15 protein-coding genes and 1 tRNA gene are annotated in these 18337 nt (G+C 36.0%); 3 read left to right on the forward strand and 13 right to left on the reverse strand.

Annotated features, from left to right (window positions below; genetic code table 11):
- Positions 1–91 precede the first annotated feature (91 nt).
- Both RAH34_RS04815 and RAH34_RS04820 read left to right on the forward strand, forming a co-directional pair.
- Entirely contained in the window at positions 92–1753 is a 1662-nt protein-coding gene (locus tag RAH34_RS04815) for an ABC transporter ATP-binding protein (RefSeq protein ID WP_306595342.1), read from the forward strand.
- A gap of 99 nt (positions 1754–1852) precedes the next feature.
- Positions 1853–2188, forward strand: coding sequence for a DUF3276 family protein (locus RAH34_RS04820; protein ID WP_002976288.1), 336 nt, complete (start codon positions 1853–1855; stop codon positions 2186–2188).
- A gap of 128 nt (positions 2189–2316) precedes the next feature.
- Here RAH34_RS04820 and RAH34_RS04825 read toward each other — a convergent pair whose 3' ends face one another.
- From RAH34_RS04825 to RAH34_RS04885, 13 genes are all read right to left on the reverse strand, one after another.
- A complete protein-coding gene (locus tag RAH34_RS04825; RefSeq protein WP_306595343.1) occupies positions 2317–4650 on the reverse strand; it encodes a VCBS repeat-containing protein in 2334 nt (777 codons plus the stop codon).
- Positions 4651–4858: 208 nt separating this feature from the next.
- A complete protein-coding gene (locus tag RAH34_RS04830) occupies positions 4859–6529 on the reverse strand; it encodes a T9SS type A sorting domain-containing protein (protein WP_114819487.1) in 1671 nt (556 codons plus the stop codon).
- Positions 6530–6679: 150 nt separating this feature from the next.
- A tRNA-His gene (locus RAH34_RS04835) sits at positions 6680–6755 on the reverse strand.
- A 35-nt stretch (positions 6756–6790) separates the two neighbouring features.
- Complete coding sequence (bshB1, locus tag RAH34_RS04840; RefSeq protein ID WP_114819488.1) at positions 6791–7510, reverse strand: bacillithiol biosynthesis deacetylase BshB1; 720 nt, start codon at positions 7508–7510, stop codon at positions 6791–6793.
- Positions 7511–7592: 82 nt separating this feature from the next.
- Positions 7593–9245 (reverse strand): hypothetical protein, encoded by a 1653-nt coding sequence (locus RAH34_RS04845; protein ID WP_306595344.1) that lies wholly within the window; start codon positions 9243–9245, stop codon positions 7593–7595.
- 91 nt (positions 9246–9336) lie between these two features.
- Complete coding sequence (locus tag RAH34_RS04850; protein WP_306595345.1) at positions 9337–10209, reverse strand: PstS family phosphate ABC transporter substrate-binding protein; 873 nt, start codon at positions 10207–10209, stop codon at positions 9337–9339.
- Positions 10199–10396, reverse strand: coding sequence for a DUF308 domain-containing protein (locus RAH34_RS04855; RefSeq protein WP_171006307.1), 198 nt, complete (start codon positions 10394–10396; stop codon positions 10199–10201). Before RAH34_RS04855 ends, RAH34_RS04850 begins: the two co-directional genes overlap by 11 nt.
- A gap of 75 nt (positions 10397–10471) precedes the next feature.
- Positions 10472–11314 carry an energy transducer TonB gene (locus RAH34_RS04860; RefSeq protein WP_062675757.1) on the reverse strand — a complete coding sequence of 281 codons (843 nt, stop codon included), beginning with the start codon at positions 11312–11314 and terminating at the stop codon, positions 10472–10474.
- A gap of 29 nt (positions 11315–11343) precedes the next feature.
- Entirely contained in the window at positions 11344–11913 is a 570-nt protein-coding gene (locus tag RAH34_RS04865) for a biopolymer transporter ExbD (RefSeq protein WP_114819491.1), read from the reverse strand.
- Positions 11914–11924: 11 nt separating this feature from the next.
- The gene (locus tag RAH34_RS04870; RefSeq protein ID WP_114819492.1) at positions 11925–12533 is read right to left on the reverse strand and encodes a biopolymer transporter ExbD; all 609 of its coding nucleotides are present in this window, start codon (positions 12531–12533) and stop codon (positions 11925–11927) included.
- 61 nt (positions 12534–12594) lie between these two features.
- Positions 12595–13458 (reverse strand): MotA/TolQ/ExbB proton channel family protein, encoded by an 864-nt coding sequence (locus RAH34_RS04875; protein WP_105681686.1) that lies wholly within the window; start codon positions 13456–13458, stop codon positions 12595–12597.
- A gap of 240 nt (positions 13459–13698) precedes the next feature.
- A complete protein-coding gene (gene leuS / locus RAH34_RS04880; protein WP_306595346.1) occupies positions 13699–16512 on the reverse strand; it encodes a leucine--tRNA ligase in 2814 nt (937 codons plus the stop codon).
- Positions 16513–16683: 171 nt separating this feature from the next.
- The gene (locus RAH34_RS04885) at positions 16684–17160 is read right to left on the reverse strand and encodes a lipocalin family protein (RefSeq protein ID WP_047373532.1); all 477 of its coding nucleotides are present in this window, start codon (positions 17158–17160) and stop codon (positions 16684–16686) included.
- Between the two features lie 145 nt (positions 17161–17305).
- On the opposite strand from RAH34_RS04885, the gene RAH34_RS04890 reads away from it, so the two are divergent.
- Positions 17306–18337, forward strand: a complete 1032-nt coding sequence (locus RAH34_RS04890) for an acyltransferase (RefSeq protein WP_306595347.1) — start codon at positions 17306–17308, stop codon at positions 18335–18337.

Here is an 18337-nt window from a genome sequence, read left to right on the forward strand (position 1 = left end):
TCAAAGAGCTTTTTTATGGGTGCAAAGATACAAAATTTAAAATTGATGAAATTCGTAGTGTGATGACATTTTTGTAATTTTGTCAAACTATATGAAAGCGCTAAAAACCTTAAACCCTTATTTTTGGAAACACAAAATACTATTGTTTTGGGGGGTACTCTTTATCATCGCCAGTAATTTCTTTAATATATATAAGGTTCAGTTTGTAGGAAAATCTGTGGATGAACTTACAAAAAGTGGGAACCTTGGTTTCAACCAGCAGGTTTTAATTTATGTTGGAATTATTGTAGGATGTTCTCTTCTAACAGGATTCTTCACTTTTATGATGCGACAGACCATCATTGTTGCCTCCAGAAGAATAGAATACGAACTTAAAAATAAAATCTACAGACATTATCAGGATTTATCTTTAACGGATTATAAACAAACCACCATCGGAGACTTGATGAACAGATTGAGCGAAGATGTTGTTGCAGTGCGAATGTATCTTGGTCCCGGGGTAATGTATGTAGCGAATTTGATTGTACTGGTGCTGATTACAGCTATTTACATGGTAAAGACGGATGCTTCCATGACGATGTGGACTTTACTTCCGCTTCCTATTTTATCTTTTGCTATTTATAAGGTAAGTTCTATTATCAACAAAAAGTCGAAGATCATGCAGAAAAGCCAGTCTGCAATTTCTACTTTTGTACAGGACAGCTTTTCAGGAATCCGTGTGGTAAAATTTTTCGCAAGAGAAAAATACATTGAAAAAAACTACGGCATCAAAGTTACCGATTATCAGAATAAAGCTTTGGATCTTGCCAAAACAGAAGCCTATTTCTTCACCATTATTCTTTTTGTGATCGGATTATTAAATGTTGCCATTATCTGGATTGGTGGTACAAAATACATTGCAGGAGAATTAAGCATTGGTAAGATTGCCGATTTCTTTATGTATATCAACACGCTGATTTTCCCTTTCTCTATGGTAGGATGGGTAACTTCTGTCAACCAGAGAGCTGAGGCCTCTATGCAGAGGATCAATGAATTCATGGATAAAAAATCAGAGATCATTAATACTAATTTTGAAAACTATCCGATCAAAGGAAATATAGAATTCAGAAATGTTTCCTACGTATATCCTAATACGGGAATCAAAGCACTGGACAATCTAAGTTTTAAAGTAAACGCCGGAGAATCGTTGGCTATTATGGGTAAAACCGGTAGTGGAAAATCAACGATTGCCTTATTATTATGCAGGTTAATAGATCCTACGGAAGGGGAAATTTTAATTGATGGTAAAAACCTGAAAGAACATAATCTTGAAAACTACAGAAATTTTATCGGATATATTCCTCAGGAGAGCTATTTATTCTCTGATTCTATAGAAAATAATATTGGTTTTGCCATTGATCATCCTTCTCACGAGAAGGTAGTAGAGTACGCCAATATTGCAGATGTTCACAAAAATATTGTAGAGTTTAAAGACCAATATAAAACACTTGTTGGTGAACGCGGAGTGATGCTTTCGGGGGGACAGAAGCAAAGAATTTGTATCGCAAGAGCATTAATTAAGGACCCCAATATCATTATTTTTGACGATTCTTTGTCTGCCCTGGACACTGAAACGGAGCAGAATATTCTGGAAAATATTGACAAAAAAATCAGTAACGCTACTTCCATAATCATCACACACAGAGAGTCTAGCGCCCAAAAAGCCCATCAGATTATCAACCTGACCGAAATTGCCAATTCTGTAACTGCATAGCCATTTCGTTCTCAATTGTTAAATAAATCATAAAAAAAATTTTGTGATTAAAAGAATTCTTTTATATTTGTTCTTAACAAGATTAAAAAATATCTAACAATGAGTGAATACAAGGAACGCCATGAAAATGAGATTTTCACGAAGGTGTTAAAAGCAGGGAGAAGAACTTATTTCTTTGATGTGCGCGAGACGAAAGCAGGAGATTATTATCTTACAATCACTGAGAGTAAGAAGAATTTCGGAGAGAATGGGGAAGCTACATTCGAGAAGCATAAAATTTACCTTTACAAGGAAGATTTTAAGAGTTTCCAGGAGATGTTTAATGAGTCCACAGATTTCATCATTAATGAAAAGGGTGAGGATGTAATTTCAGAAAAACATGACAAAGACTTCAAAAGCAGATCATATACAATTGATTCTGACGACGAGGTTTAAAAAAAGAATATCTAAAAACACAAGCATCTGAAAAAGATGCTTTTTTTATGCGGTAAAACCAACAATGCATAAAAAAACGGGCGACAGCCCGTTCTATTGAATATGAATCTACTATTATTCCCATTCTTTTATTCAACTGAAACAATTTCTTTTGATTCTTCTTTGTTAAAAGGTGCTGATTTCAGGAAACTGTATAAAACGTCTGGCAGCTCATTTTTACAAGGATCTTCCTGATTTCTGTTATTCATGCTGTTTACACTATTCGTAACATTTGCAGCAGAAAACATGACAATACCTCCGTCTTTTCTAAGGGTAGCCAACTCTTCATTCTTAGTACTTGGATCAAAATTTCCGAAACACATTATATTATTCCGGGTTTGTGGAATCGGAAATTTTTCAGCAGTAATGCCGGATAAGACATTTCCATTCATTTTAAATAATTTATAATCCCCGTCGAAATTCCTGTGAGCAATAATTTCAGCAGCACCATCGGCATCAATATCTCCCACAGCCAGCCCCTTCCAGTCTGAAGCTGAACCCCAGTTTGTAAATTCAGTAATTTTTGTAAGAACGCCACTATCACTTACCCGATAAACATGGATACCATTATAGATAGCGTTATTATCATCAGCATCCACAAGCAGTACTAATTCATCTTTACCATCTTTATCAAGATCACCTGATGCTACTGCTTTGATTTTAGAACTTGCAGGCAGATTAAGTGTATTTAAATATACTGATTGCATGTCTGTCCCAACAAATTTGCTCACTCTGGCTTCTTTATTAAAATTTCTTACTGTGATAACATCATCTTTTCCACCACTGATAAAGTTTCCAGCAACTACACCTACCCACTCTGACTGAGCTCCCCATCCGGTATATCTTGTATGTTCCACAATACTGCCGTTTTCAATTTTCAAGACATAAATACCATTTTCGTTGGCATCTGCATGATCGTTTAAAGCAATAATCTCACTTTTATTATCTCCAAAGAAATCACCTGCAGCCAGTCCTTTCCAGTTATTGAAACCACCATATACTTTACTGGTGCTAACCTGACGAAAGGCTCTGTCATAGGGTTCTAAGGTCTGCATTAAGCCGTCAAAATTTCTGATAACAACAAATTCATCATCGTTATCTCCATCAAAATTACCGCTGGCAACACCTCTCCAATCAGAGTCTTCTCCATACTCATGATCTGTATTGACAGGCACAATTAAGTTTTCAAAATTTGATAAAAGAGCCCATGTGATCGAAGAATCAAATACCGTTATATTACTATAGTAATTTTTAGCAGCCTGTAAATCTGAAACTATCTGATACAGCGTTTTATCATCATATTGAGATAAATACAACCATAAATAAGCGGTGTAAGTGCCATATCTAGGAGTCACAGTAGGGTCAGAGGTATTAATATTATATTTAATATTCCAATTCTCATCATTATAATTAACCCCATTTTTTATATGCAGAGGGGAAATATAAATATCTTTTGTCAACGTTTTAGTATAAGCATTGATATCTGCAGTAGTATAAATAAGATTTCCATTGATTGAAATACCATACCTGTTACATTCATAAGGAAAAGCTGCCGTTAAATCAGCATGAGAAATATCTTCGCGCAAAGTATCGTGCTTCCAATAGGTCCAAACATTAGATCCTAAGCTGGCATTAAGCTGTGTATTTGCTTTTATAAAATTGGCAATTTGATTGAGCTGGACAAGATAATTGTTTTCATCCGTTGCCCTATACATCTGCACCAGCACTCTTCCTACGGAGCTTTGCATATTAAAAGGTAAAATTTCGCCCGGAAAACCTATTGGTGGATTATTATCGCTGCGTTCCTTGTAATACCCTATCGTGTTGTTAGAACCAGGTTCTATAAACCACTGGGCTGCGTGGTAAGCAAGTGTTTCTTTTATTTTTTGGATAAGGTCATCAGCAATTGTAATATAGTTTTGGCCTGCATAACGTCCTGTTGAATTATATGTTAAGTTTTGAATAGTACTATCTTTTCTAACGATTGCTGCAAACTTAGCCATAGGATATGTAATATTGGCACTATGTACCAAATGAGAATAAGGTAATCCTGTTGTATCTGATACGGCATTATAATGGTTAGTAGACCAGGCAGCACCGGAAACATGGCGATAATCATAAATTATCGGGTATCCCAATGTAGGATTTCTCAAATCATCTCTCCTGTCTATTGTATTTCCGATACACTTGATTAAAGTTTCAGCATATTTTTTCTCGTGTGTTTTTTCATACATCAAAACCAGTGCTTCCATGTGGGAAGGCACGCCCCAGGCAAACTCAAGCTGATCCTGACTGGTAGAATTACCATCCCACTGGTCGAGTCCTCTGGTATCAAAAAGTCGTTTAAAATAAGATTGGGAACCCGATTGGGAATAGGATTTTATTGCAAAAAAAGCAATAAGAATTGTAAAAAGTTTTTTCATGTTAATAGCTTTGATTAAAGTGAGTTGAGTGAGATTTTTCTCACGATTCTCCTTAAACAAATATAAGTGTTTTAGTCACTGATCATAGAATTTATTTTGCAGCCCTTTAGGCTACAGTAAATCAAGCGAAAAGTTATTACACAGACTTGAAAAAAATAAAGCCTTTCAGATTTTGAAAGGCTAAAATAGGGTAAGAATTAAAGATAATTTATTCCTTAATAAATTGTTCTGTAATGATCTTATTTTCTGTAACGACATTTAGGATATAGTTTCCAGTCGGAAGTTCTGAAATATTTATTTTTGATTCTTTTGTAGTTTTTATGAGCTGCCCTGTGAGATTAAAGATCTCCACCTTTAAAATTTTATGACCAGTTTTTATATTTAAAACATCTTTAGCAGGATTTGGATAAATTTTAAAATCATTAATGGATACTTCTGCAACACCAAGACTTCCCATCAATTCATAAGCTCCGGCATCCGGGTTACCCATACGGGCTACTCCTCTTATATCATCTGCAGGAGCATCCGTTAATACTCCGTAATTAACAGCAACACTACCGGGTAACAAGGATAATCCATCATCTGAAGTTCTTAAAATTCCATCAGCTCCAACAATATTGGTTTCATCTGTAAAGCCGGGATTAGTCTGGAATATATTATTGGGATAACCATATAAAGAATTTTGGTTTGCCAAAGTATAAAATCCCTGCGGCAGCTGAAAAAGATTATTGTAGAAGTAATTTTCAGCGGGCCAGTCATTATGATTTTTATAATCTGCTCCGGGCTGACTATCCGTACCATTGATATTACCCCAGAATATATTATTTTTTACATAATTATTTCCCAAATAGGTAAAAAATCCGCCTCCTCTTGTTCCTGTATTTTTATAAATGGTATTGTTGATGACTTTATTGCTTCCGTAATAAAGAAAAATTCCACCTCCCATATAGTTTGAAGTATTTTCGTAAAGCAGATTATTTACAATGAGATTTGAACCCTTTTCAGTATAAATACCACCACCGCCATAATAATAGGTATCAATCTGGCTGATCCCAGCTTTATTTTTAGCAATTACATTTTTACTGATTACATTATTTACACCCAAAACCGCATAGATCCCTCCACCATCGCCCGTAGCAGTATTATCGTGAATATAGTTGTTGGTAATGGTATTGGTTCCTTGAAATACAATCACACCTGCGCCGTCATAAAAAGCTTTATTATTATAAATCTCATTGTTTGAAATGATATTATTACCATTTGAAGTATAAATTCCTCCACCTGAATAGCCGGAGTTCAAATAAATCCTGTTATTGGAAATTGTATTATTTCCGTTAATAAAATAGATGGCAGGACCTGCTAATCTCGAAGCAACATTTCCGTTTAGATTATTATTAACAGTACCATTCGCAAAGCCATTAGTAATAGAAAATCCATCTAATCTCACACCAATTGCATTGGTACTATGACCAGAAAACAATACAACATGGTAACAGTTGTCAGTTTTAGTTCCTAAGGTACCTATATCACCGCTCAGAATTGTTATATTATTGTTGATATTTCGCTCTGTTAAAGATATCTCAGTTCCATTAAATCCACCATACACAGAAATACCGTCTTTTAAATAAAACGTTTTATCCCGACTATCCGAAGGAGAGCTGTTTCCAAAGGGATCTCGTGCTGGAATATAAGTTCCGCTGGATACCCAGATTTCATCCCCAATCTGGCTCGCATTGATGACTGTCTGTAAATCATTACTTGCTGTAGCCCAAGAAGTGTAAGGTGCAATTCCAGCATTGGAATTAGCATTCACATACCTTACCGTTGAAGAAATTAGTATAGAATTCAATAAAAAAAGTAAAAAGTATATATTTTTCATCCCCGATTATGTTGATAATTACCGTGCAAATATACTTTTAAAAGTCATTAAAAAGAAAATTAACACACCAAAAAGTGGCGTATTAATATAAACTGACTATTCAGAGATAAAATAAAATAGCACATTATCTTTCGAAAATGTGCTAATTTAGGGTGAATGATGGGTCTCGAACCCACGACCTTCGGAACCACAATCCGACGCTCTAACCAACTGAGCTACAATCACCGTTTTCTGAGTGCAAATATAGGACAATTTCCTCAACTACCAAACAATTCCATCAAAATTTTTCAAAGAAATTAATCTTTCAGACGTAAAGCCCTCAGCATAAGCAACTCCCGATAACCGTCCTAAATCCTGAGCACGGTAAGTTAAGCTTTCATAAAAGTCTTTTGTGGTAATGGGAGTCTCAGGTTCTTTAGACGTTGGGTCATAAAACTGAGTTTTGTATGCCATACAAGCTTCCAACTTTGTATTAAGATGCTCCGAAATATCAATAACAAATTCCGGTTTGATATCTTTCCACTGAATATAATGAAAAACATGCTTCGGCCTCCATACTTCCTGAGATTCTCCTTCCAATACGGTTTCAATCTTCCGCAGTCCGGACAAAAAGCACGCATCCGACACTAATTTCGCTCCTTTTGCATGATCCGGATGTCTATCATCAATTGCATTAGCCAAGACGATTTCTGGCCTGTATTTGCGAATCATTTTTACGATTCTCATTTGGTATTCTTCAGAATTTACCAAAAAGCCATCTTTCATTCCAAGATTTTCTCTTGCAGAAAGTCCTAAGATTTTGGCTGCATCTGCGGCTTCAGCTTTTCTGGTTTCATCTGTACCTCTTGTCCCGAGCTCACCTCTTGTAAGATCTACAACAACACATTTTTTTCCTTCAGAAACCATTTTGGCAATAGTTCCGCCACATCCCAGTTCTACATCATCAGGATGGGCACCAAAAGCAAGTATATCAGTTTTCATAAACTCAAAGATAGGGTTTAAAATAAAAACTTCCCAAACATTACGTATGGGAAGTTTTAATATCTATAATTTAAATTTTAAATTATTTATTGATTTCTGCATTTAATTTTACAGCATCCTGATAAGTAGGATCTAACTGTAAAGACTTCGCTACATAATCTTTTGCTTTTGCAGCATCAGAATCTTTGCTCATGTATGCTACCGCAAAGTAAGCGTAAGCAAGAGTCTGTTTGTTAGCTTCCTGATCAGCTGGTTTTACTGTACTGATGAATTTCTCATAAGCCAATTTTGCAGCGTCATTATTTCCAGCTTGTTGGTAAGAATATCCCTGGCTGTAATATGCAGGTGCCCAATCCGGAAGAAGGGCAGACATTTTTTGCCATGTAAGGATAGCTCCATTCCAGTTTTTAACATCCTGGTACGCTGTTGCTAACTTAAATAATGAATCAGAATCCTGACTGTTGGCAGCAACTTTCTGTTTCAATGCTTCAATTTCAGGATTGGTAGGTCCTTTGTCAGCTTCTGCCTGAGAAGCTCCTCCACCGCCTGCGATGTTTGCCAATTCAAGATCCCACTTCATTGTTTCATCCTTAGCAGCTTTTGCAATACCTACTTTTTGCTGAGCTTCAGCCATTAAAGCAGATTTCTTAGCAGCATCTTTTTCATCTTTCGCTAAACCAGCAGCAATAAGCCCCTGTAAACCTTGGTCTGCAGGCAATATTCTTGTTTTCTCAGCCTGAGAAACGAAAGTATCCATATTTTGCTTAGCATCTGCATAATTTCTATCTGCATAGGCATTATACGCTCTTAATTTGAACTTAATCGGATCATCAATTTTATCAAAAATCTTGTCTAATACCATTTTAGAATTTGCATAATCTTCGTTTGTGAAGTATAGTTTTGCAATTTCTAACTGAGTATATGGATCTTCATCAGCATACTTTGTATAGTTGATAAGGTCTTGTGTAGCTTTCGCATTCTGCTGATATCTGATATTATAACCAGCCAACGCCTTATATGCAGGCGCGTAAGTAGCATCTACACCAACAGCTTTATCAATGTTTTGCTTAGCTTGCTGCCATTGTTGTGCAGCCATCCATAAAGTTGCCATTCTTGTATAAACGGAAGCTTTATTTTTAGCAGTAGGTAACGCTTTATCATAAGCAGACATAGCCTCTCCCGGCATTCTCTTTAATCTGTAAGCATCTCCTAATGTATAATAATAGTGTGCAGGAACACCTTTTTTCTCAGCTTTTTCAATAGCTTTAGTCAAAAACTGAATAGCAAGATCAGGTGAACTGTTTTTCTCGAATAGAGTTAATGCTTCAGCAGCTCTGAAAAGAACTTCAGCATCTTTTTCTCTTGAATCAGTAACTACTTTCTGAATTTCAGCAACGGCACTTTTATCACCTTTACCTAATTTAACAGCAGCTAAACCAATTTTGTTCAGATAACTTTTACCGTCAGCCGCTAAGCCTTTATTGAAATTTTCAGTTGCCTTAGCATAGTCCGGCTCTCCTTGTCTTAAGAAAGTATTTCCTAAATAGAAGTAGTTTTCAGCTGTGGGCTCTTTAGCAATCATTTCAGTGAAATTTGTTTTTGCCTGCGCAAATTTATCACTGTCTATACTGTTGATACCATCCTGCAATGTCTGTGCAGAGGCAAAACCGGCAAAAAATACCACGGCTGCTCCTAAAGCAATCTTCTTTACATTCATATTCATTATATCTTTCATTTTATATTTTCTAATAATTGAGTTTTATTATACACAATTTTTAGACCAAATCAAAAAGTTTAATATGGTTAAATTGTGAATTTAATATTTTTTAACGCATCTGAACTTCTCTCTTATAAAGATTATACGGCTGCAAGCCTTCTTTCTGTACAATCTTCTGTCCTAAATGGGTACACGAAAATCTTATAAATCCGTTGGCAATATTGAAATTACCTTCGTTAATCAGGAAATAAAGCACTCTTGTAAACGGATATTCCATTGTACGGAGTCCATCAAAATCTGCATTATATGATTTACCTTTCTCCACTACAGGAAGAACCTTCACCATCTCTCTCAATTTTTCTGAAGTTTTATCATAAGGACGGCTGAAAGTATTCAATCCAATAACGCCTATTTTATCAGGATATTTCCCCAATTCCTCTATAATCTTCTGATTTCCCGGAATAATTGAAAATTTCAGGTCTTTCGGTTGTTTTTTGAATTTCTCAGCAACAAAATTCAGGTTACTGGAGTTGGTTCCGTCAAAAATAAATTCTTTTTTATCAGACATCAGGCCGTTGTTGATTTCTTCCATTGAAATACTTTCTTTTGGAGAGTCTTTAGGAACGACAAAAACCACTGCATCCGCAGCAAATCTGGAAGGAAGAAACTTTAGATCTGTTCTTTCCTCATATGTTTTTATTTCTTCAGGGGTAAGATTTCTGGACATTACTACCGCTTTAGCACTTCCTTTCAAAAGATCCAGAAGTCCTAAATCTTCCTTCTTGGTTTCTACTTTGATGTGTGTTTCAGGATAGTTGATCATATAGCCTTCTGCTAATGCTTCTGTAACGCTTTGAAAAGATTCGTCGGTAAAAATGGTAAGATCACCTTTGTGATAGGATGGAGCGTTTTTCTCCTTTTTGCAGCTTGCAAGCATCATACTCAAGACAAAAATTACTGCAAGCTTTAAACTATTCTTCATTTCTCGATTTTTTAATTCTTGAGATCGCTCTGTAAATTCTAAAAATACCATAAATAATGAGCACCACTCCTAATGCATAAGCAACAGCAGGTTCTAAAATAGTAAAGAAGAATTTGTAGACAATCACTACAATTCCTAAAACGATATAAAACAATCCCGTAACCAGGGATAACCAATTGAACATCATGTAACAAAAATACCAAAAAAAATAAAAAGAGAAGCATAAGCCTCTCTTTTTATTTATATTTTGAATAAATAAGTCTTATTCAAAGTTCATCGTAAATGGTACGCTATAGTAAGATCTAACGCTCTCCCCGTTTCTCTTCGCAGGAGTCCATTTTTTAAGTTTCTTAACTACACGCATTGCTTCACTGTTGAAGTCACCATTTGGAGATTTCTCTTCAATAGTAACATTCGAAACAGTTCCGTCTTTTTCTACAACGAACTTAAGCTTCGCTTTAAGTGTTCCTTCACCTCCTTCCATCAAAGAAGTATCGAAGTTATCTCCCAAGAACTTTCTTAATGCACCCATACCTCCAGGATATTCTGCAGACTGGTCAACATCTTTATAGATCTCGTTAGGGTTGTTCGCTTTTACTTCTACTGTACTGGCTTTAGTACCTGTAGATGGTGGTGGCGGCGGTGGTGTATAAGCCGGAGCTTTTACCCCCTCCTGATTTTGTAAACCAGTTGTAGTTTCCAACTGCTTAGAAATCGGTGGTGGTGGAGTTTCAATTTTCGGAGCTTTTACAGGCTCAGGAACCACGTTCTGAATTACCTCAATTTTCTCCTCTTCTTTTGGAGGTGGAGGTGGTGGAGGTGGTTCTTCTTCTTTAGGCTGCTCGATAATCGGATCTTCTTCGATAATATCTACCAGATCTGCCTTCACTTCTTGCTTAGGCGGAGCGGTAAGATTCTTAATCGTAAGATAGATGAACGGAGACAAAGCTGCCAAAAGGAATAATGCTGTTCCGATAATAAAAGACTTTGTTAAAAGTCTCGGATACTGATGTCTAAGATCATAGGCACCATATTCCTTGTTTCTATTTTCAAATACGATCTCGTCTAAAGTAAGATTCTGACCGTATACATTTTCATCTGCCATAGATTAGATATAACAATTTTATGGTTAAATTACTTTGTGGCAGCAGCCGGTGCAGCAGCACCTCCTACTTTTTTCTCATAAATAGCCTTTTCCCAAGGTTTGATGTCAGTAACCCCGTACTGCTCACTTTTGGTAATTGCCATTTCATCAAGAATATCAACAAAGTTCTTATATACAGCATCGTCAGTTGGCTTAATGATCACGGTAAATTTCGTTTGATCTGCAGCTCTAGATTTTGCCTGCTGAATTACTTTTCTAATTCCTTCTCTGTCAAGACTAGTTTCCATAAGAGTTTGGTCATTCAAAGATGTAGCATCTTGCTGGTGCCAGAAAACTCTGTTATTTTTTCCTAATAAGATAGAAATTGAGTTAGAAAGTTTAATTTCTGTTGGAGGTGGTTTTTGTTTTTCATCTTTCGGTTTAGCCGGAAGACCCAAATCCATAACGTTCGGTTTACTGAACGTAGTTGTGAACATAAAGAAGGTAATCAATAGAAAACCCAAGTCCACCATCGGAGTCATATCGACTCTGGTGTTTTGCTTCTTGGAACGGACCTTGCCGCCCTTGCCGCCTTTCTCTTGTACTTGTACTTCTGCCATTTCTATCGATATTATTCGTTAGGTTTACCTTCTTGTGATGTAATCAACCAAAATTTAAGAAAATCAATATCTCTTAAACCTTCAAATAGGCTTTTCACTTTAGGATATTCAGTTGTAACGTCACCTTTAATCGCTAACTTGTAGTCAGGGTTAACGCTCAAACTTTCTTTTACCCAATCAATTAATTGCTTATTTGTACTGTCCATAGGAATTCCTGACGGACTTCTATAATTTTTCTGCTCATCTGCAGGCATATCCAAGTAACCTTTAAGCTGGTTCATTGGAACTCCGATTGCCTGAACTTTCTGGAAAGCAGCTTTTTGGTTGTTGTCAAAAGTAATTCCATACTTTTGTCCCATTTTATCCAAAAGAGCAATTCTTTCTGATGCATTTTCTACCGGCTGGAAATAGAATTTTCCGTCCGGAGTAGCGTTGATAGTCATTAAACTAGCATCAGGAAGCAATTTTTCCGAAATTGAAGATGGCGGTTTGATCTGCTCCACGTCAGGCTTTTTAAACTGAGTGGTCAAGATAAAGAACGTAAGAAGTAGGAACGCAACGTCACACATTGCGGTCATGTCCGTTACGACTCCATGTCTTTTAGGTTTGACTCTCGCCATTATTATAAAATATTTTTAATTAAACTTCTTTTAATTGCCAATGCAAATATCTTGCTAATTCTTAGTTGAATTCAGCGAAAGATTGTTGGATACTCATAGAGATCTCGTCGATCTTGTAAGTTAATCCATCAATTTTAGATGTAAAGAAGTTATAAAGGATAATAGCGATTGCTGAAGTACCAATACCTAATGCCGTGTTAATCAAGGCTTCAGAGATACCTGTAGATAGAGCAGCAGCATCCGGAGTACCACCTCCTGAACCTAATGCAAAGAACGCCTTGATCATCCCGATTACTGTTCCAAGTAGTGCGATTAGGGTTGCAACTGTACCTAGAGTAGAAAGGATCATCATGTTTTTCTCAAGCATTGGCATCTCAAGAGTAGTAGCTTCTTCGATAGCTTTGTTAAGAGCTACCATTTTCTGCTCTTTATTTAATGTAGTATCGTGAGAAAGTGCTTTGTAAGTAGTAAGACCTTCTTTTACTACGTTACCAACAGAACCTTGTTGTCTGTCGCACTCTTCGATAGCTTCGTCGATTTTGTTTTGGTTTAGTAAGCTTCTTACCTGAACAACGAAGTTGTCTAAGTTTCCTTTTCCAGCTGCTTTACCAAGAACGAAATATCTTTCAAAAGAGAAAACGATTACAGTAATCATGAAAGTAATCAAGATTGGTACGATAACCCCTCCTTTGTAGATAATACCTAAAAACGATTCTGGGTGAATGTCTTTTCCTTCAACACTTGAAAAAGCTACAGAACCACTTCCTAGTTTATCTGCATCTTTAAAGTTTCCTGGGCTACCAAGAACGAATAAATAAATACATACTCCTATAGCAAATAGAATAGGAATAATAACAGCTGGATTTAAACCTCCTGCCTTTCTAGCAACTACTTGCTCATCATTTTTTGAAACATTCATTTCCATATTTAACTAAATTATATTGTTTTAAAATTTTACAGGGTGTAAATTAAAGGCAAAATTAATTAAAATGCAAGAGTCTTAATTAAACATTTTGCTTTTTTTTGATAAAGAAATTTTAATACGATTTCGAAATAATAATTATTTTAAATTATTTTATTTATTTTATCCAAATTTAACATTTGAATTAAAAAATCATAAAAATAAGACACCCATTTTTTTTAATTTCCCAATGTTAATTTTTTTTTAAATTACGATATTCACAATACGGTGAGGGACTACAATGATTTTTTTAGGGGTTTTACCCTCCAAAATCTGTTGCATTTTCTCGCTCGAAATCACCAAATCTTCTACTTCCTTGGCAGATAATTGCGCTGAAAGTGAAATTTTGAACTTCATTTTACCATTTACACTTACCGGATACTCAATTTCGTCTTCAACCAGATAATCTTCATTCAATGTCGGGAATTGTTCAAATTCTATCGATGTACCGTGTCCTAATAAACTCCACAATTCTTCACAGATGTGAGGAGCATACGGAGAAATGATAACGGCAAGCGGTTCTAAAATATTGCGCTTGTTGCATTTTATTTTCTGAAGCTCGTTTACAGCAATCATAAAGGATGATACTGAAGTATTGAAAGAGAAGTTTTCAATATCGTATACTACCTTCTTTATTAAGGTATGTAAAACTTTGTATTCCGCTTTTGTAGGTTCTTCGTCTGAAACTTCAAACACGTCTCCGTTGAAATACAGGTTCCAGAATTTTTTAAGGAAACCATACACTCCGCTCAACCCTTGAGTATTCCAAGGCTTGGATTGTTCCAACGGTCCTAAGAACATTTCATATAATCTTAAACCGTCTGCTCCGTACTCTCCGCAGATATCGTCAGGATTTACTACGTTATATTTTGACTTGGACATTTTTTCTACTTCACGGTCTGTGATGTATTTTCCGTCTTCCAGAATAAATTCGGCATCTGCATAATCCGGTCTCCATGCTTTGAAGGCTTCTGTATCCAATTCGTCAGAGGTTCCTTTTAATAAGGATACGTCTACATGGATCTGCTGAGTCTGGTAATCTTTAGCTAAATTTTTTGATACATATTGATTCGTACCGTCAATTCTGTACACAAATGCACTCATCCCTAAGATCATCCCCTGGTTGATCAGTTTCTGGAATGGCTCATCATGACTGATATAGCCTCTGTCTTTTAAGAACATGTTCCAGAAACGGGAATATAATAAGTGGCCGGTAGCGTGTTCGCTTCCTCCTATATATAGGTCTACCTGTCCCCAATAATCTGCTAATTCTTTTTTAACAAAAGTTTCTTCATCGTTAGGATCCATATATCTAAGGAAGTACCATGAGCTTCCTGCCCAACCTGGCATTGTAGATAATTCTAACGGGAAAATAGTTTTGTCATCAATAAGATCTGTAGCAACTACTTTCTGGTTAGCTTCGTCCCATGCAAATTCTTTTGCATTTCCTAGTGGTGGATCTCCATCTTCTGTAGGTAAGTATTTTTCAACTTCAGGAAGTTCCAAAGGTAAAGCAGAAGTTGGCAACGTGTAAGGCATTCCATCCTTATAATATATAGGAACTGGTTCTCCCCAATAACGCTGTCTTGAGAAAATAGCATCACGCTGTCTGTAGTTTGTTGTTCCATGACCGATTCCTTTCGTTTCGATCTCGGAAATCATTTTTGCTTTCGCTTCATTATAGTGTAATCCGTTTAAGAAATCAGAGTTTACACAAACAGAATCTTTGGAATCAAAAGATTTCTCCTGAACATCTTCTTCAGTTTCCACCACTTTCTTGATTTCAAGATTAAATTTCTTAGCGAATCTGTGGTCACGCTCATCGTGTGCCGGAACAGCCATCACCGCTCCTGTTCCATATCCCATCAACACATAGTCTGAAATATAGATCCGCATTTTTTCATTGCTGAAAGGATTGATTGCATAACTTCCTGTGAAAGCTCCGCTCACGTTTTTTACATCAGACATTCTGTCTCTCTCCGTTTTTTTGGAAGTTTCTTCAATATAAGTATCTACTTCTACTTTTTGAGCATCTGTAGTAATCGTTTCCACTAAAGGATTTTCCGGAGCCAATACCATAAAGGTTGCTCCAAAGATGGTGTCAGGTCTTGTGGTAAATACCTCAACGGTTTCATCATGACCTTCTACTTTGAACTGAACCTGTGCTCCCTGAGATTTTCCGATCCAGTATTCCTGAGAATCTTTCAACGGTTGCGGCCAGTCTAAGGTATTTAATCCCTGTAATAATCTTTCAGAGTACGCAGAAATTCTCATGCTCCACTGCATCATTTTCTTCTGGAATACCGGGAATCCTCCTCTTTCGGATTTTCCATCCTTCACCTCATCATTCGCCAGTACCGTTCCTAATGCAGGGCACCAGTTTACTGTCGTTTCTGCTCTGTAAGCAAGACGATAGTTTAAAAGAATATCTTCTTTATCAATTTCAGAAGCATTATTCCATTCTTCTGCAGTGAAATTTAATTCGTCGTTCTGATTAGCATTTAATCCTTCTGTTCCTTTTTCTTCAAAATGTTGAATCAAAGACTCAATCGATTCTGCCTTATCCGTATTTTTGTTATACCACGAGTGATACAATTGGATAAAAATCCATTGTGTCCATTTATAATAGGAAGCGTCTGAAGTTCTTAGTTCTCTGCTCCAATCAAATGAGAAACCGATTTTTTTCAGCTGCTCTTCATATCTGTTGATGTTTTGTTCTGTAGTAACAGCCGGATGCTGTCCTGTCTGGATCGCATACTGTTCAGCAGGAAGTCCGAAGCTGTCATATCCTACCGGGTGGAGTACATTAAACCCCTGGTGTCTTTTGTATCTCGCATAGATATCCGATGCAATATATCCCAGCGGGTGACCTACGTGAAGTCCTGCTCCTGATGGATATGGGAACATATCGAGTACATAAAACTTAGGTTTGTCTGTGTTATTAGAGGTTTTATAGGTTTGATTTTCCTCCCAGTATTTCTGCCACTTTTTTTCTATCTGCTGATGATCGTAAAACACTTTGTATGTATGTTATATGTTAGACTGAATTATTTATCTTTTGTCAAGATTCACAAAATTAATGATTTTAAAGTAAATAGAAATTGAATTTATGATGAATTGCAATTCTCCCCTCAACAAAAAAATCCCATCCGGAGATGAGATCTGTTTTATATCCTGAAGTATATACTATTATTGAGTAACTCTTTTGAAGGTATATGTTCTTGTCTGGAATATAGTAGGATCCTGAGTCTCCTCTCTTACCGCAAGATTGAGCGTTGTAGCATCCAAAGTAATAACCTTTGCATTTTGCGGCTCTACAATTCCCTGGATTTTCATCTGAACGTCTTTCCCTTCCTTATTATAAGTATAATTGAATTTTATATCTGAAAGAATAGCACACTGACCAGGTGTAGCAGTATCTCCCCAGTTCGTTTTCCCTCCTTTAGAGTCAACGCTGAACCACCATCTTGTCTGTTTCTGACAATCTGTATAAGTAATCGTGTTAGAAACCGGGTCTTCACCAACTTCTACCGTGGTAACTACTTCTTTTAACGGTTGCCATGTCCCAACAAGAGGAGCTTCCAGAACAGTATCATTGTCGCTACTACAGCCTGTAGCTGCAGCAAACAAAGATAAACCTGCAAATAGTAATGCTAATTTCTTCATAGATCAATTTTTTCAAGCGCTAAAATTATAATTTTTTTGATTTATATTACTATTTTTTATGAAAAATTATTTCATCGACGATTATTTATATATATTTAAAAATAGGGACACCTCATTTTCCCTTTATTTAACAAATAATGAATCCATGAGCATCGTTCATTCTATTAAAAAAGTTATTTTTGCAGGAAACAAAATACAAATGCAGGATATTACGAGAAACAATTTTGATTTTATACGTGTTCTCCTTGCCTTTATTGTCTTTCTGGGACATCTTGGCACACTCAGCGCTTCTCCTGATCTCAAGATTTTTGAGCACAGCCCTATAGAAATTGCTGTTTTTGGTTTTTTCGCAGTAAGCGGATTTCTTATTGCAAGGAGCTATGAGAGGTCTTCAAGCCTGAAAAGCTATTTAAAAAAGAGAATCAAAAGAATTGTTCCCGCCTACTTGTTGGTTATTTTTTTATGCGCAATTTTATTGAGCCTGGTAAGCACCTACTCTTTCACCGAATATTTCAGCAATACACAAGTTTACAAGTACCTATTTTGGAATTCATTATTTTTAAATTTTAAAGCACCCTGGCTTCCCGGAGTTTTTGGGAATCAAGCAGTGAATGGTGCCTTATGGACATTAAAAATAGAAATGTGCTACTATTTTGCAGTTCCTTTGTTGTTCTTACTTTTTGGAAAAAATAATAAATACAGAAATACAAGTTTGATTATTCTATATTTCTTATCACTTATTTATCTCAATTATTTTGAATCTTTAAATAAAATTTCACTTGCCAAACAGCTTCCAGGAACATTATCCTATTTTATCCCTGGAATGTTGATTTACTTTAATTTTCATAAATTCATTCAACATAAAAATCTCATTTTCATCATTGCCTTCGTTACGGTGTGGATTGACTTATTTTTAAAAGTTCAGCTTTTTTCCCCAATGATGATCGGGGTTATTGTAATGTATATTGCCTATTCATTCAAATTCTTAAATAATTTCGGAAAGTATGGAGATTTCACCTATGGAATTTACATTTTCCACTTCCCTATTATCAGAACTTTCCAGACTTTAGGACTGTTTGAAGATTACAATCCATTTGTAATGGCTTTGGTATGTATGTTGGTGGTAATTGCGGTAGGTATAAGCTCCTGGCATCTTTATGAAAAAAGATTTTTATAA

The organism is Chryseobacterium sp. WLY505, from assembly GCF_030846215.1.
Lineage (GTDB): Bacteria > Bacteroidota > Bacteroidia > Flavobacteriales > Weeksellaceae > Chryseobacterium.

What these genes read in the sequence shown, in the direction of transcription:
- RAH34_RS04865 (WP_114819491.1), bottom strand. Translation starts at nt 11,913, where the DNA reads ATGGCAGAAGTACAAGTACAAGAGAAAGGCGGCAAGGGCGGCAAGGTC.
- RAH34_RS04815 (WP_306595342.1), top strand. Translation starts at nt 92, where the DNA reads ATGAAAGCGCTAAAAACCTTAAACCCTTATTTTTGGAAACACAAAATA.
- RAH34_RS04875 (WP_105681686.1), bottom strand. Translation starts at nt 13,458, where the DNA reads ATGGAAATGAATGTTTCAAAAAATGATGAGCAAGTAGTTGCTAGAAAG.
- RAH34_RS04850 (WP_306595345.1), bottom strand. Translation starts at nt 10,209, where the DNA reads ATGAAGAATAGTTTAAAGCTTGCAGTAATTTTTGTCTTGAGTATGATG.
- RAH34_RS04830 (WP_114819487.1), bottom strand. Translation starts at nt 6,529, where the DNA reads ATGAAAAATATATACTTTTTACTTTTTTTATTGAATTCTATACTAATT.
- RAH34_RS04860 (WP_062675757.1), bottom strand. Translation starts at nt 11,314, where the DNA reads ATGGCAGATGAAAATGTATACGGTCAGAATCTTACTTTAGACGAGATC.
- RAH34_RS04845 (WP_306595344.1), bottom strand. Translation starts at nt 9,245, where the DNA reads ATGAAAGATATAATGAATATGAATGTAAAGAAGATTGCTTTAGGAGCA.
- RAH34_RS04885 (WP_047373532.1), bottom strand. Translation starts at nt 17,160, where the DNA reads ATGAAGAAATTAGCATTACTATTTGCAGGTTTATCTTTGTTTGCTGCA.
- RAH34_RS04855 (WP_171006307.1), bottom strand. Translation starts at nt 10,396, where the DNA reads ATGATGTTCAATTGGTTATCCCTGGTTACGGGATTGTTTTATATCGTT.
- RAH34_RS04870 (WP_114819492.1), bottom strand. Translation starts at nt 12,533, where the DNA reads ATGGCGAGAGTCAAACCTAAAAGACATGGAGTCGTAACGGACATGACC.
- RAH34_RS04825 (WP_306595343.1), bottom strand. Translation starts at nt 4,650, where the DNA reads ATGAAAAAACTTTTTACAATTCTTATTGCTTTTTTTGCAATAAAATCC.
- RAH34_RS04820 (WP_002976288.1), top strand. Translation starts at nt 1,853, where the DNA reads ATGAGTGAATACAAGGAACGCCATGAAAATGAGATTTTCACGAAGGTG.
- RAH34_RS04890 (WP_306595347.1), top strand. Translation starts at nt 17,306, where the DNA reads ATGAGCATCGTTCATTCTATTAAAAAAGTTATTTTTGCAGGAAACAAA.
- bshB1 (WP_114819488.1), bottom strand. Translation starts at nt 7,510, where the DNA reads ATGAAAACTGATATACTTGCTTTTGGTGCCCATCCTGATGATGTAGAA.